The sequence below is a fragment of the Brenneria salicis ATCC 15712 = DSM 30166 genome (assembly GCF_003315515.1).
In the GTDB taxonomy this organism is placed as follows: Bacteria; Pseudomonadota; Gammaproteobacteria; order Enterobacterales; family Enterobacteriaceae; genus Brenneria; species Brenneria salicis.
On record NZ_QNRY01000031.1, the window covers coordinates 34,207 to 48,459 of the forward strand.

Below are 14,253 nucleotides of genomic sequence, written 5' to 3' on the forward strand. Positions count from 1 at the left end.
CCCTTCATCCAAAAATAGCAATAACATGCCCGGAAAATTATGACGCCAGAAACGGAACCGATTGATTGGAAGCGTAACCTTTATGTCACTTGGCTGGGTTGCTTTTTTACCGGTGTTGCATTCAGCCTTGTCATGCCATTCCTCCCCCTCTATGTCGAACAACTCGGTATCACGGGCCATAGTGCGCTAAACATATGGTCGGGGCTTGTTTTCAGTATCACATTTCTCTTTTCCGCTATCGCCGCGCCCTTCTGGGGACGGCTTGCCGATCGCAAAGGCCGCAAACTGATGCTGCTACGTTCAGCGCTGGGGATGTGTATCGTCATGATCCTGATGGGATTAGCCCAAAACATCTGGCAGTTTCTGTTCTTGCGGGCAGTGCTTGGCATTTTGGGTGGTTTTGTTCCCAATGCAAATGCCTTGATCGCCACGCAGGTGCCGCGCAATAAGAGTGGATGGGCATTGGGAACGCTATCGACCGGCGCGGTGAGCGGCGCATTAATCGGCCCGCTGATCGGCGGCTATCTGGCGGACACCTACGGGTTACGTCCCGTTTTTTTCATCACCGCCAGCGTACTGTTTATCTGTTTTCTGATTACGTGGTTATTCGTGCAGGAACGTTTTACCGCAGTACGTAAAAAAGACATGCTCAGCGGGCGTCAGGTGATGACGTCCCTGAAGAATCCCAGACTGATTTTAAGCCTATTCATCACGACGCTGATTATCCAGGTCGCGACGGGTTCGGTCGCGCCCATTCTCACGCTGTTTGTTCGCGATCTGGCTGGCACCACGCAGAATCTGGCTTTTATCAGCGGCATGATCGCCGCGATCCCCGGCGTGTCAGCGCTGCTCAGCGCCCCCAGACTCGGCAGATTGGGTGATAAAATAGGCCCGGAACGTATTCTCATCGCCATGCTGATTCTGTCTGTTCTGCTGCTTATTCCCATGGCATTTGTTCAAACGCCCTGGCAACTGGGCATACTGCGGTTTTTATTGGGCGCAGCAGACGGCGCATTGCTGCCGGCGGTGCAAACGCTGTTGATTTATCACTCTTCTCATCAGGTTGCCGGACGAATATTCAGCTATAACCAGTCATTTCGCGACGTAGGTAATGTCACCGGGCCGATCATCGGCTCGGTCATTTCAGCTAATTATGGCTTCCGTGCGGTATTTATCGTGACGGCGCTAATCGTTTTCATTAATGTCATCTACTCCTGGCGCAGCCTGCAACGCCGCACATCCAGAGTTGAATTGCCGGGAGAATAAAAAAGACAAGTAAAAAAAAGCAACAGCCAAAGCCGTTGCTTTTTATCTATCGTTTGAGGAAATATCAGGCTTTGATCAAAGGAGCCGAGAGTTTCCGATAATCGTCAGACCATGCCGCATACTCTTCAGGCTGCTGCCATACATGGTAATGCAGACGGGAAATCATCACCGGATCGCTGAGCAGCGCCAAACGCTGCTTGTTATCGACGTCTTCGGGTTTGCGACTCAGCGCATCACGAACACGCTGCTCACGCACCTCATCAATCGCCTGACTAAAACGATGACGCGCGGTTGCCATCGCGCTGGCAAGCGCATTGATGGAAGGATCAAACACCGCCTGCATGAAACCGTTTTCCAGTTTACGTTGGCGATTCAACTGGCAATATCTATCCGTTGCGACAAGCTCACGCGGCGGTTCGTATTCTTCCGGGATCAGCAATAATTTGGCACGTTTACAAACAAGCCCCAACGAGGCACGGCTAGAGTAAACCGAGACAAACGGCGACAGGATCAATGAGAATACGATCGGCGCAAGCCACCACAGGAAACGCAGATCCAGCCACGCCATACCGATAGCCCAAACCAGCCCCAACGCCAACTGGGAGCCGTGACGGACAAAGGCCTCTCCCCAGGGGGTGGCGTCGTCATCACGTTGCGGCGATTTCCATTGGACAGACCAGCCAAGGAACGCGCTAACCACAAAAACGGTATGGAACAGCATTCTGACTGGCGCCAGAAGCACCGAAAACAGCATTTCCATCAACAACGAAACGAATAAACGGAACACGCCGCCATAAGCTTTCGCGCCTTTCGCGCAAATCAAAATCACACTTAACAATTTTGGCAGAAACAACAGCACCAGCGTTGTTGAGAATAGTGCGATGGCGAGTTCCGGTCTCCATTGCGGCCAGACGGGAAATAGCTGTCTTGGTTGCAGGAAGTATTGCGGTTCCATCAAGGTATGCACCACCTGCAAAGCCGTCGATAACATCAGGAACATGAACCATAACGGCGCTGACAGATAAGACATCACCCCGGTGAGGAATACGGCACGGTGTACCGGATGCATCCCTTTGACCAGAAAAAGACGGAAGTTCATGAGGTTACCATGACACCAACGGCGGTCGCGCTTCAATTCGTCCAGCAGATTCGGCGGCAACTCTTCATAGCTTCCCGGCAGATCATACGCAATCCAGACTCCCCACCCCGCACGACGCATCAGCGCCGCTTCAACGAAGTCGTGTGAAAGGATAGCGCCGGCAAATGAACCTTCGCCTGGCAACGGGGCCAGCGCACAATGTTCAATAAACGGCTTCACCCGGATGATGGCGTTATGTCCCCAATAATGGGATTCACCCAATTGCCAGAAATGCAGTCCGGCGGTGAACAGCGGCCCGTAAACACGGGTGGCGAACTGCTGGCAACGCGCATAGAGAGTATCCATGCCTGACGCTTTCGGCGAAGACTGTATAATCCCTGCGTTCGGGTTTGCTTCCATCAGTCGGACGAGTGATGTCAGACATTCGCCGCTCATGACACTATCGGCGTCGAGGATTACCATGTAGCTGTATTGATTGCCCCAACGACGGCAGAAGTCATCAATGTTGCCACTCTTACGTTTCACACGGCGACGGCGGCGGCGGTAAAAAATACGCCCCGCGCCGCCGACATCGCAGCAAAGCTCCATCCAGGCTTTTTGTTCCGCAATACACGTATCCGGGTCGTCGCTGTCGCTCAGCACATAGATATCGAAGTGCTCAAGCATGCCGGTCGCTTCCACGGATTCATATGTAGCTCGCAACCCCGCGAACACGCGCTCTACATCCTCATTGCAGATAGGCATGATCAAGGCGGTGCGATGATCCGGGTTGAGTGGTTCATCCCCCACCGTGGTCGATGAAATGCTGTATTTGTCGCGTCCGATTAACAGTTGCAAAAAGCCCATCAGTGCCGTCCAGAACCCGGCGGAAACCCAACAGAACAATACAGCGAACAGAACCAGAATGCCGCTTTGCAGAACATAGGGAAGGATCTGCATCAGTGAACGCGTCAAAGGCTGCCCGGCCATTTCGAACGGGTCAATCAGCGCCCAACCCTGATAAGGCAGAATAGTCTTCATGTACCACGTGGCAATCGCCGTCTGGAAAAGCGTCAGGATCAACAGGACATAGCGGCGCATCGTACCGACCATACGCCAGCGATTTTCAGCAATTCGTTCTTCCGGACTGGAATGACGACGAGGCGGTGCTGAGCGCCCCAGCAGACTTTCCCACCATCGCACTAACGGATTAGTTCGCCAGATATCAGGAAACATGGAAGAGCGGGTAATTGTCGGCATGGCCTTCAATGCTGTCCGCCCTTCCCTGTCTTTACCCAGTTGCTTACCGCCGTTTAATCCATCCGGCCAGGCCATTTCCAGCCGGGTCTTAACCGATTTCAGCGCCGCATCATCTTCTGAATGAATATTAACCTGTTTGCCTTCGGACAAAACCTGATGCAATACAGACTGTTCGTTCTTATCTGATGGCGCGAGCTTTTCATGCAGAACCCCTGTCTGCTCGGCAGACAGGGGCAATTTTTCAATATAACCGAGATGAGAAGTTGACTTATTCATTAGCAGGTAGCTGATAGCTCCAGGTTTCAGTCAATGTCGTTTCACCATTAACCAGCGCCGCCCTCATTTCTGTTGGCTGCTTATTGTCTTTCACGCGTAGACGCAATGTCAGACGCCACCCCTTAGTCACCGGGTTATAACGAACGCTGTTCTCAACAATTTCACCATTGTCGCCGATGCTGACCTGAGAAGTGACAGGCGTCGTCTCATCCATCTCCTTCATCTGCGGACCGACAAAATCCACCAGGAAAGCGATGGAACCATCGGGTTGACGGATCAGATTCGACTGCTTCACATCCCCGGTAGAGCGACGGGTTTGCTGAACATAGGCGATTTCCGGCGAGTGCAACTGGTCTTCATTAAGGGTGAAATGCAGGCGATAACGCATTTCCAGCGGTTTACCGGTTTCAGGCAACACATCCGGCGTCCAGAACGCAACGATATTATCGTTGGTTTCATCAGCCGTCGGAATCTCTACCAGTTCGACTTTACCTTTGCCCCATTCGCCTCTCGGCTCGATCCATCCGCTTGGGCGCAAATCATAACGATCATCCAGATCTTCGTAAGCGGAGAAATCACGGCCACGTTGCAGCAGACCGAACCCTTTAGGATTTTCCACCGCATAGGTGCTAACAGACAAGTGTCTGGGGTTGTTCAACGGACGCCAAATCCATTCGCCATTACCGGCATGGATCGACAGGCCATTAGAGTCATGCAGCGCCGGACGATAGTTGAGCGTAGGGGAAGGCTGATTCGGCCCAAACAGGAACATACTGGTCAGCGGAGCCACACCCAGCTTGCCGACATTGTCACGCAAGAAGACTTTGGACTGGACATCGACCACACTATCGCTTCCCGGATAGACAATGAAGCGGTATGCGCCCGTCGCACGCGGCGAATCCAGTAGAGCGAAAATCACCAGATGTTTGTCATTCGGTTTCGGACGCTCAATCCAGAACTCACGGAAGCGAGGAAACTCCTCACCGGAAGGCAACGCCGTATCGATAGCCAGACCACGCGCGGACAACCCATAAATCTGGCCTTTCCCGACCACCCGAAAATAGCTCGCGCCCAGCATACTGACGATTTCATCGTCCTTATCCGCTTTGTTGATGGGATAAAGAATTTTGAAGCCAGCGAAGCCAAGGTTCTTCACCGTTTCAGGATCATGTTTGACAGAGCCGAAATTAAAATAATCTGTTGAATATTTAATCTCCTTGACTGTCGTCGCCGTCACCTCATTAATTTTGACCGGCGTATCGAAATACATACCCTGATGGTAGAACTGAAGTTTGAATGGCGTCTGTAACGTGTTCCAGTATGATTTTTCGTTGTTGAAAAGAATCTGCTGATAATCCGCAAATTTCATATCCCGAAATTGCGCCGGAAGATTACTTTTCGGCGCTTCAAAACTCTTAGCCGCCAGCTTTTCTGCCTCTTTTGCAACATCGTCAATAGAAAATGCCCAAGCCGGTGTTGCGCTTAAAGACAACATAACCATCGCTGAAAGCCAGCGAAGGCTGACAACCCGCTGTTTAACTCCAGATTTATTAACCAGCACAACTCCCCCTATACGTGTGCTTCAATCAACTAAAATCCATATTAAAGGATAAGTTAGCTTTCCGACAACTTGGTTCATCATAATAGGTCAGCGTTAAAACAACCAGAACACCTAAAAAAGCGCACTTCAGACAGAAAAATAGAAAACGAATATTCCCTATTGCCGTCTTCATTAAGAATAACATCTGACAGACAATCCGCTCAAACGCTTGTCATCGCGGATGATACACCGCTTCAGCGGTTCTTCGTCAGTATTTGTCAGTAAAATAACGGCGGTCCGAACAATCTGAAAATTCTTTTTTCAGACACCGTATGGGAAAAGTCTTAATCCATATTTAATCCCCGCATGATGATTGATTTTGTTGTTCCGCGTTTTTAAAAAATTGGTGGATAAGAAAAAACCGCCATTGAATGCTTCCATGGCGGTTTGGCAAATTTACGTTAAACGGATTAGAACGAAGTCCAGTCTGCCGGCTCCCCGATTTTCTTCTCTTTCTCGCCTGTATTCGCCGTACTTTTGGCGGCAAGCAGGACCGATGTTTGTGGTTTTTGACCGCTAGCCGGGCCAGTGAAAGCTGAGCCGAGTTTGAAAAGACTGACTGTCTGGGTCAGGTTATGCGCCTGATCCTGCAACGAGAGCGCAGCAGCCGCGGACTCTTCGACCAAAGCCGCATTCTGCTGGGTAGTAGTGTCGATCTGTCCGACCGCCAGATTAATTTGATTAATGCCATCACTTTGCTCGCGGCTAGCCTGAGCTATCTCACTAATGATGTCGTTGACCCCCTGCACATTTGTCACCAGAGAATTCATTGTGACGCCAGTCTCCTCCACCAGCCCCATACCGGCCTGAACCTTTTGAAAAGAATCATCGATTAGCTCTTTGATTTCTTTGGCTGCTGTCGCGCTGCGTTGCGCCAGCGCTCGGACTTCGCTGGCGACGACCGCAAACCCTCGGCCCTGCTCACCCGCACGGGCCGCTTCCACAGCGGCATTCAACGCCAGAATATTGGTTTGAAAAGCGATACCGTCAATCACGCCGATAATTTCCGACATCCGCTGCGAGGAGTCTCTGATGCCGCGCATTTCTTGCGTCACTCTGGACATCATATCGCCGCTTTTTTGCACTGTTTCTGATGTGCTCGCAGCCAGCGAGGTAGCCTGAACGGTATTATCAGCCGTATTTTTGATGGTGGACGTCAATTGCTCCATTGACGATGCGGTTTCCTCCAGAGAACTCGCCTGCTCCTCCGTTCTGGCGGAAAGATCCTGATTACCCGCCGCAATCTGTGACGCCGCACTCGAAATGGTTTCAGCGCCATCTCTGACCTGGCTGACAATCTGCCGCAGGCTGATGTTCATATGATGCAATGCCGTCAACAGCATGCCGGTTTCATCTTTACGGTTGATACGAATTTCTGACGTCAAATCGCCTTGCGCCACATTTTCCGCCACCACCAACGCTTCTTTTATAGGATGTGTCACGCTGCGGGTAATCAGAGTGGCGATGATCAAGCCTATAATCACACTGGTGATAATAATGATAGTCAGCAGAATTAATGTCTCATGGTAGCTGGCCGCCACGTCTTGTGCGGCGATGCCCATGTTGTCATCCTGCACATCGATAAACTCAGTGACCTTCTCTATATATCTTTGCTGGCTCATGCGGGTAATATTGAAGTATTCCGCCAATGCCTCGTCGGTGTTTCCAGCCAGGATAAAGGTGGTGAGTTTATTTGTTGAACCAAGAAATTCACGCCGTATCTCCGCGATATTCTGCAAAATCACGAGCGACTTCTCATCACTGACCGATTTTTGCAGGTCATTCATCAGTCCGGATATTATGGATGAACTCTCTTTGGTCAATGCCAATTGCTGATTGATCTCTGTTTGAGATTTGAGCAATAAAAGCAATTGCTGATTGTTGAGAAAACGGTTCAACTCATCAATAAGCTGATTACCCTTCTGCGTCAGCTGATAACTTTGAGAAACGATGCTATCCATTTTATTCTGAAAATCAGTCAATTTAGAAATCGTAATACCGCCGACTATCAGCAGCATCAATAGCAAAAAAGAAAAACCTGCCCCCAGTCGATACCCTATACGCCAGTTGGATAAACTCATATCAATCTCCTTTATTCATCCTTATCTATCCGCACCAAAACCCGCACACATCATTGATTGCAGAAACCGGATGAGATGCCATTATTGGTCAGTGCCTATATATAATTTCAATGTACTTTTTATATTAAAAACCCCTGAATACTGGGCTTGGCATGTATTAAATTTGGTGATAAGCATAATTAAACGCCAGGAGACAATATCATTAAATATCGTCGCCAACGGCGAAAAAAAAGCATTCATCAACTCTAAATAACTGATAAATAGCATAAATACAACTCAAGGCTTAAACAAAGCGCTCAACGCAGATCATAAAAGCCTATCAGTAAAGTTTAGTGATAAATATTAATTAATCATGCTGGTAAAGAAATAGAGAACCCACCAACTTCTTTATACACCGAGAGGGGTATCGGCACAGAATCGCTATTCTTTATATTTATTTATTTTAAAAATTTAACCTACATATCAATTTAATCGATCAATTATAGATAATTTACCTATTTATTAGATAAATGGGGTTATTCGTGGTTGTTGGAATAAAAATTTGAATCGGTGAAAATTGAAATAATTTATAAAATTTATTTCTGTGCTATTTATCATAATAACGAACCGACATCATTAATAATGCCGGCCTTGAAAAAAGTAAAATTATCTTTCTATTATATATTTAATTTTATAATGATCTCATCACAAGGTAATTTTCTTTCCAGTGAGACTCGCATTCCTTTCTGGCATTGGGAATATAATGTGATCTAAGATCATAATGTGAATTTTCAATTACCCAGGTAATAAAAAAAGAACCATCAGCAATAATATTTTTTTGCATGTAGATAACAGCAAAAAAACCGCCTTTACTGTCATTCTTATAGATCTCATACCGATGGGAACCCACATTATTATCTTGCCTGAAAACCAAGGTTTCTTTCAGTGTTCCCATAAATATAATTGCCTCCCACTAATCCAATGATTAGCGTTTATCGGCAAAAAAAACGAAACCTTATTGATCTATATCGCAAAAAAATGATTTTTGTTATACTAAATAGCACGCTATCAGCCTGAGTGAGAGCAGACTCGTAGCATGCCGCACAATAATGAATTATTTTTTCTTTGAAGAATGCTTTGACCTAATTTTCAGTAACTCTCTGATTCTTTTTATTTCTTTCTGTGTTAGTGGTGACTCGGACACTTCTTCGGTGCTCTGATTATCGACAGACTCCACCGAAAGCATAGATGCAGTATTGCTGTCATCAAAGCTTTTGAGTAGTCGCGCACAGACTTCAGCACTAATGGAGACATTATTCTCAAGAGCGGCGACTCTAATCTGCTCTTTCAGATCCATTGGGATTTTCAACGACAGGCTAGATATCTCACTCATTTTATTCCCTTTCTCGTGTGATAAAGCATCAAACTATAACAGTCTTTAAATAAAGTCCATACTGAAACAAAAAATTAATATTTCTGTAACAGATAATTATGTGACAACTATCTCATTCATCAAACTTTAACCCGGTGGCGGATCCAAAATCTTTTTTTGCATATTATTATCTATGAATTCACAGCGTTAAAAAATTGATCATGGAATATTAACAGCATAGAATGCGGGAGCGTTAAATACAAAAGGAAATATCCGTGCCACATTCCTCTGTGTGGGAAATCATTAAGCTTGTTTACTTCATCGGTTTTGCGATTTCGATGCTGGTGACTTTACTGCTAAGCAGAGACAAATCCTGGTCCATGCGATTACTCGCCGCGTTGTTGATCGGGCTGACGTGGCCATTAAGTTTTCCTGTTGTGTTGCTCTTCTCTATTTTCTAAGGGTTACCAGGAAAGGAAGGTCGTTTTTTCTGTCCTGCAAAAAACTAAGACGTCCGCTTGAATCGCTTAAAATCTCCCCAATACTGAGAATAGAGGTACGCGACGCTGAGGAGATAATCATGGCGAGTGGCTGGTCAGGTGATGGTTCCGTTCAGGAGCAAATTGATGCGACGATAGAAGATGCAATCGCCCGTGCACGTAGCCAGTTAAATCACGGTAAAAGCGCCCGCTGCTGTGAAGAATGCGGTGCGCTGATCCCTGAGGCACGGCGTAATGCGTTGCCGGGAGTTCGCTATTGCATTCAATGTCAGGAACAATATGATAAAAAACAGACGCAAAACAGCGGCTATAATCGGCGAGGCAGTAAAGATAGTCAACTGAGATAGCAGTACTTCGGCTTGCTCAGCAATCTGAACAAGCCGATTGCGTACTAACGGATCACTAATACCGACGTTTTCGCATGTCGCACAATTGCAGCTGCATTTGAGCCAAGCAAATACGTTTTTACGTCAGGCCGGCGCGATCCTATCACGATAAGATCAGCATTTAATTCTTCCGCCAATTGCAAAGCTTCATCTCGTGGTGTGCCGAAACTCACACTGAATGATACGCGAGATGCCGGAAGATCAATGCTTTTTGCCAACGCTTTCAGCTTATCGTTAGCCTTGACGACAGCTTCATTCTCAAATTCCTTCATCCCGAAAGAATAGGCAGATAAAAAAGCGGATGCATCTGGAAGAGCATGAAAAAGATGAATAGTAGCGTTGGACATTTTCGCTAACCTTACCGCATGGGTAAGTGCGTTTTGGGTTAACTGTTCTTCGGTAATATCAACGGGAACTAAAATAGCGCTATACATGGCAACCCCTCACTATGGCCCTTCATATAAAAAGCGTAGCTTGCCTTATGTATAAGAAATATGATCTTGTTCACCTTTGTGAATTTCCTTTCATAGAATAAACCGCGCTTCTCCCAGCCGTTGAAAACCAAACCGCGTCAATCCCTTCACATTGTCGTCAACACACGTCCCACGTAGCAAGGATTTCCTGCGTCGTTTTACGCCGATAATTTTGATCAGGCCGCCGATGGTTTCTGTACCGTGAACCACATCATGCTGATAAAACGTTTTATTTTTGAAGCTGCCGCCATATACGAAAACAATTTCCTCCGCCAGGTTTGTTATAAAATAATTGATTCAACCCTTTATCAAACGATATGAGCGGTTGGGCAACACTTATCGTGCAAAAACATTATTTAAGCGTTCATGCTGGTTTTTATGAAATAACAAATGTTAAGTTATATTTATTGAACCATATCCAAACCATAATATTTACCAATCTCTAGAATTGAATAAGACTGGCTGTATAATCAAGAATATTAGCGAAATTTTGTTAAAAAACAATAATATATTTATTGAACCTGCATTTTATTTTTATCACTCACCAATTATTTTTTCTTAAAAAAATTTAACTTTAAAAATATTTGGGGTTATACCCGATATACGCTAAAGTTAATTTAATCATCTCATCACAGGCTCGCCGCTTTTGGGCTTGCCTTTTTCCGGTGGTTCTTAGAGTCAGATGCCAGCCAAGGTAATAAATGTTCACCCTGGAGGATTATTTATGCATGAAAACACATTTCAGTCAGAAGCCGATAAACTAATATCAGACTATTTGAATACGGAAAATCAAATGAATGATATTACAATGCTGGGTCATATTGTTGATGAAATAATCCAGTGCGGTGATGCAGTGACAAATAAAGCAATAATTTCAAAGTTGCTCCATAGGATTGATACCGAAACAGATGCCATCACTTTGGACAGATATCGTACTTTACTGCAACTGATCGTCCATAAAACTCAGGACGACTTTGTTATTTAATTTATTTTATGTTATTTAAATTAAAAACAATAGCTTCATCAATGAGATACACTTTCATTATCCTTATACAGACAGCATATAATAAAAATAGATAGTTTATTCATCAGCAGATACCTTTTTTACCACATCTAATAAGAGTGTATGCCAATGCGGTTTGCCAGCGGACACCAGCACATCAAGCGTTTCATAGCCGGCGCCTGACAGAGACAACATCTTCCTGTTATTATTTCATTCGGTTAATTTATTGGTTCTATTATGACCGGAGCCGGACAATGATAGTAAGAACATGGCACGGGTGTGTGCCGCTGGAGCATGCGGAAAGCTTTGCAATTCATCTTCAATTAACGGGTGTCAAGCATTCACAAGATATCAAAGGTAACCAGGGCGCTTTTGTCAAACGTGTAACTCAGGGGGACTGGGAGCATTTTTTCCTTGCAACTTACTGGACTGACATTGATGCAGTTAAGGCTTTTGCCGGTGAGGATTATCATATCGCCGTGACCTACCGTGAAGATAATAAGTTTTGCCTTTTATCCGATCCTTACGTTTTTCAGCATGAAGTGCAGGTTATACGTCCATTATAAATACAAAATGTGCCATATGGATAAGAGCAATCTCCGTACTGCCTACATCCATCAGGCTGAACATCTTGAACAACACAGCCTGATGCTGCGGTAGCGGGCTGATTTCCTGATATCAATCGGGAGATGGTTAGGTCGTTTTCGTCCAGTGTTTAAGGGCAAAAGCGATTTGTTCCTAAGTAAAACGGGTTTTCTGCATGACGGATTGTTTTTTGAAGAAAAAGACGAACCGAAAATTCTAATTTAGCTGGCACGGTTTTCTGGGAAAAGATCAACGTAACGCCAAGCCACCAAAAAGAAAACGGGCTAGCCTAAGCTAACCCGTTGAATTTGTTGGCGGAGGAGTAGAGATTCGAACTCTAGAACGCTTTCGCGTCGCCGGTTTTCAAGACCGGTGCCTTCAACCACTCGGCCACTCCTCCGTAATGAGGCGCACTATAAACAGAGTGCCAGACGTTGTAAAGTATCATTGCGTTTAATCGCCTGAAAAATCATCTACCTGGTATCAAACGCATGTAAAATCGCCATAACGCTCATAAATTTAGCGATTTATAGCGTAAAGAAGGGTAAAACGTCTTTAATAACGATCTGTAACTATTTATTCTTTGCTATTGAATAATGGCACCCTTAAAGAGAGAGTCGCTTATATGGATCGTATTGTTGTTTCTTCTACACGTGAAAACTCCCTACTCAGCACACATAAAGTGTTGCGTAACACCTATTTTTTGTTGTCGCTGACTCTCGGCTTCTCCGCTGTCACCGCAACCGCAAGCACCGTACTTAATTTACCGGCTCCCGGCTTACTGTTAATGCTGGTGGGTTTTTATGGTTTGATGTTCCTGACCCATAAACTGGCTAATAGTCCGGCTGGCATTCTGGCCGCGTTTGCGTTGACGGGTTTTATGGGATATACGCTTGGTCCCATCTTAAGCACGCTGATCTCATCTGGCGCAGGTGATATCGTGATGTTGGCTCTGGGCGGCACAGCTTTGGTATTCTTCTGCTGTTCAACATATGTTTTGACCACCCGCAAAGACATGTCTTTCCTGTCCGGTATGCTGATGGCAGGTTTTGTCGTATTGATTGTGGCGGTCATTGCTAATCTGTTCCTGCAAATCCCGGCCTTGCATCTGGCAATCAGCGCCCTGTTCATCCTGTTCTCAGCGGGTGCGATCCTCTGGGAAACCAGTAACATCATCCACGGCGGCGAAACCAACTATATTCGCGCGACCGTTAGCCTGTATGTTTCGATCTACAATATCTTTGTCAGCCTGTTAAGTATCCTGGGCATTGTGCGTAACGATTAATTCGCCTTAGTGTTGTAAATTCAAAAAGCTCCACACTGTTGGAGCTTTTTTTCGTCCAAACCAAAGGTTCTTGGCCTGAAAAAACTTTGCTAAACTTCGGTACAATCGTATTACATCCGGGGAATTATTTTGGAGTTTGCAGGCCGTATCATTGAAACCGATGCCCAGGGATATCTGATGGACAGCGCTGACTGGAATGAAACGCTGGCGTTGCGGTTGGCTGAGCAAGAGGGCATTCAACTTACTGATGCACATTGGGAAGTGGTACGTTTCGTTCGGGTATTCTATCTGGAGTTCAACACTTCACCAGCAATCCGTATGCTGGTTAAAGCGATGGTGCAAACGTATGGCGAGGAGAAAGGCAATAGTCGTTATCTGTATCGTCTGTTCCCGAAGGGGCCAGCGAAACAAGCGACCAAGATTGCGGGCTTGCCAAAACCAGTCAAATGTATCTGACCGCTAATAGTGAATTTTAAAACCATCGTAATCGGTTATCCCGCGTGGTTCGATCAGTACTTTTTCCACACTGGCGCTGCGCGGACCACCATTCTTCAACCAGTCAATCAATTGTTCAACCTCTCGCTGCTCACCACAAGCGACGACCTCCACACTCCCGTCATCGTTATTGCGGACATAACCGTTGACACCGAGTTCAATGGCGCGGCGCTGCGTACTGTAACGAAAGCCCACGCCCTGAACAACCCCGTAAACATTGGCGGCGATTGATAACGTTGCCATCCGTACTCTCCTCTTCTATCAGCATGCTGCTCGTTTTCGCTAAGCGAGATTCTATGCACCAGACTGTTTCTTCGCCAGATTTAAACCATACTCTGAGTATGATGGTCAGCAGGGGAAACGCTGTATAAAAGCCACGCGACACGCTGCAGCGACTTGAAAAAAACCATTTAGCCCACATATAGAAGGTGTCATTGTGTGCTCAGGAGATTATATGATTATCTGTAAATTTGGTATCGGACAGTAGATCAGTCATAAACTTCTTGGGTATCCAGGTGTAGTGGAATACTGAATTTGGCCACCTGAACAGAGGTGATATGCTCACCTCAGAACAACACAGGTGCTCCAATGAAAAAAAGAAATTTTAGTGCAGA

14 protein-coding genes and 1 tRNA gene are annotated in these 14,253 nt (G+C 46.1%); 7 read left to right on the forward strand and 8 right to left on the reverse strand.

What is annotated here, in order from left to right; translation table 11 throughout:
• Positions 1 to 39 precede the first annotated feature (39 nt).
• Complete coding sequence (gene mdtG, locus DES54_RS13040; protein ID WP_113868053.1) at positions 40 to 1,266, forward strand: multidrug efflux MFS transporter MdtG; 1,227 nt, start codon at positions 40 to 42, stop codon at positions 1,264 to 1,266.
• A gap of 64 nt (positions 1,267 to 1,330) precedes the next feature.
• Here the strand turns inward: mdtG and mdoH are convergent, their stop codons facing one another.
• From mdoH to DES54_RS13070, 5 genes are all read right to left on the reverse strand, one after another.
• Positions 1,331 to 3,880, reverse strand: coding sequence for a glucans biosynthesis glucosyltransferase MdoH (gene mdoH, locus DES54_RS13045; protein WP_113868055.1), 2,550 nt, complete (start codon positions 3,878 to 3,880; stop codon positions 1,331 to 1,333).
• Complete coding sequence (locus tag DES54_RS13050; RefSeq protein WP_113868057.1) at positions 3,873 to 5,381, reverse strand: glucan biosynthesis protein G; 1,509 nt, start codon at positions 5,379 to 5,381, stop codon at positions 3,873 to 3,875. Before DES54_RS13050 ends, mdoH begins: the two co-directional genes overlap by 8 nt.
• Positions 5,382 to 5,890: 509 nt before the next feature.
• Positions 5,891 to 7,561, reverse strand: coding sequence for a methyl-accepting chemotaxis protein (locus tag DES54_RS13055; protein WP_113868059.1), 1,671 nt, complete (start codon positions 7,559 to 7,561; stop codon positions 5,891 to 5,893).
• Positions 7,562 to 8,231: 670 nt separating this feature from the next.
• Complete coding sequence (locus DES54_RS13065; RefSeq protein WP_113868063.1) at positions 8,232 to 8,495, reverse strand: hypothetical protein; 264 nt, start codon at positions 8,493 to 8,495, stop codon at positions 8,232 to 8,234.
• 159 nt (positions 8,496 to 8,654) lie between these two features.
• Complete coding sequence (locus tag DES54_RS13070; RefSeq protein WP_113868065.1) at positions 8,655 to 8,933, reverse strand: hypothetical protein; 279 nt, start codon at positions 8,931 to 8,933, stop codon at positions 8,655 to 8,657.
• Between the two features lie 254 nt (positions 8,934 to 9,187).
• Here DES54_RS13070 and DES54_RS13075 point away from each other — a divergent pair, with 254 nt between their 5' ends.
• A complete protein-coding gene (locus DES54_RS13075; RefSeq protein ID WP_113868066.1) occupies positions 9,188 to 9,373 on the forward strand; it encodes a GhoT/OrtT family toxin in 186 nt (61 codons plus the stop codon).
• A gap of 119 nt (positions 9,374 to 9,492) precedes the next feature.
• Positions 9,493 to 9,759: a DksA/TraR family C4-type zinc finger protein gene (locus DES54_RS13080; RefSeq protein WP_113868068.1), complete on the forward strand. Its 267-nt coding sequence runs from the start codon at positions 9,493 to 9,495 to the stop codon at positions 9,757 to 9,759.
• Positions 9,760 to 9,803: 44 nt separating this feature from the next.
• Here the strand turns inward: DES54_RS13080 and DES54_RS13085 are convergent, their stop codons facing one another.
• Positions 9,804 to 10,232 carry a universal stress protein gene (locus DES54_RS13085; protein ID WP_113868070.1) on the reverse strand — a complete coding sequence of 143 codons (429 nt, stop codon included), beginning with the start codon at positions 10,230 to 10,232 and terminating at the stop codon, positions 9,804 to 9,806.
• Between the two features lie 763 nt (positions 10,233 to 10,995).
• Here DES54_RS13085 and DES54_RS13090 point away from each other — a divergent pair.
• Together DES54_RS13090 and DES54_RS13095 are read left to right on the forward strand one after the other, a co-directional pair.
• Positions 10,996 to 11,256, forward strand: coding sequence for a biofilm development regulator YmgB/AriR family protein (locus tag DES54_RS13090; RefSeq protein WP_113868073.1), 261 nt, complete (start codon positions 10,996 to 10,998; stop codon positions 11,254 to 11,256).
• Between the two features lie 272 nt (positions 11,257 to 11,528).
• Positions 11,529 to 11,840, forward strand: coding sequence for a hypothetical protein (locus tag DES54_RS13095; protein ID WP_113868075.1), 312 nt, complete (start codon positions 11,529 to 11,531; stop codon positions 11,838 to 11,840).
• Between the two features lie 331 nt (positions 11,841 to 12,171).
• On the opposite strand, the gene DES54_RS13100 is transcribed toward DES54_RS13095, so the two are convergent.
• Positions 12,172 to 12,259 (reverse strand) — tRNA-Ser (locus tag DES54_RS13100).
• 225 nt (positions 12,260 to 12,484) lie between these two features.
• On the opposite strand from DES54_RS13100, the gene yccA reads away from it, so the two are divergent.
• Positions 12,485 to 13,144 carry an FtsH protease modulator YccA gene (yccA, locus tag DES54_RS13105; RefSeq protein WP_113868077.1) on the forward strand — a complete coding sequence of 220 codons (660 nt, stop codon included), beginning with the start codon at positions 12,485 to 12,487 and terminating at the stop codon, positions 13,142 to 13,144.
• A 126-nt stretch (positions 13,145 to 13,270) separates the two neighbouring features.
• Positions 13,271 to 13,600 carry a sulfurtransferase TusE gene (gene tusE, locus DES54_RS13110; protein WP_113868079.1) on the forward strand — a complete coding sequence of 110 codons (330 nt, stop codon included), beginning with the start codon at positions 13,271 to 13,273 and terminating at the stop codon, positions 13,598 to 13,600.
• Between the two features lie 3 nt (positions 13,601 to 13,603).
• Here tusE and yccX read toward each other — a convergent pair whose 3' ends face one another.
• On the reverse strand, positions 13,604 to 13,882 hold the full coding sequence (gene yccX / locus DES54_RS13115) for an acylphosphatase (protein WP_113868081.1): 279 nt from the start codon (positions 13,880 to 13,882) through the stop codon (positions 13,604 to 13,606).
• Positions 13,883 to 14,253: the final 371 nt, after the last annotated feature.

What these genes read in the sequence shown, in the direction of transcription:
- DES54_RS13085 (WP_113868070.1), bottom strand. Translation starts at nt 10,232, where the DNA reads ATGTATAGCGCTATTTTAGTTCCCGTTGATATTACCGAAGAACAGTTA.
- DES54_RS13090 (WP_113868073.1), top strand. Translation starts at nt 10,996, where the DNA reads ATGCATGAAAACACATTTCAGTCAGAAGCCGATAAACTAATATCAGAC.
- mdtG (WP_113868053.1), top strand. Translation starts at nt 40, where the DNA reads ATGACGCCAGAAACGGAACCGATTGATTGGAAGCGTAACCTTTATGTC.
- yccA (WP_113868077.1), top strand. Translation starts at nt 12,485, where the DNA reads ATGGATCGTATTGTTGTTTCTTCTACACGTGAAAACTCCCTACTCAGC.
- DES54_RS13050 (WP_113868057.1), bottom strand. Translation starts at nt 5,381, where the DNA reads ATGGTTATGTTGTCTTTAAGCGCAACACCGGCTTGGGCATTTTCTATT.
- DES54_RS13080 (WP_113868068.1), top strand. Translation starts at nt 9,493, where the DNA reads ATGGCGAGTGGCTGGTCAGGTGATGGTTCCGTTCAGGAGCAAATTGAT.
- mdoH (WP_113868055.1), bottom strand. Translation starts at nt 3,880, where the DNA reads ATGAATAAGTCAACTTCTCATCTCGGTTATATTGAAAAATTGCCCCTG.
- DES54_RS13055 (WP_113868059.1), bottom strand. Translation starts at nt 7,561, where the DNA reads ATGAGTTTATCCAACTGGCGTATAGGGTATCGACTGGGGGCAGGTTTT.
- DES54_RS13095 (WP_113868075.1), top strand. Translation starts at nt 11,529, where the DNA reads ATGATAGTAAGAACATGGCACGGGTGTGTGCCGCTGGAGCATGCGGAA.
- DES54_RS13070 (WP_113868065.1), bottom strand. Translation starts at nt 8,933, where the DNA reads ATGAGTGAGATATCTAGCCTGTCGTTGAAAATCCCAATGGATCTGAAA.
- yccX (WP_113868081.1), bottom strand. Translation starts at nt 13,882, where the DNA reads ATGGCAACGTTATCAATCGCCGCCAATGTTTACGGGGTTGTTCAGGGC.
- DES54_RS13065 (WP_113868063.1), bottom strand. Translation starts at nt 8,495, where the DNA reads ATGGGAACACTGAAAGAAACCTTGGTTTTCAGGCAAGATAATAATGTG.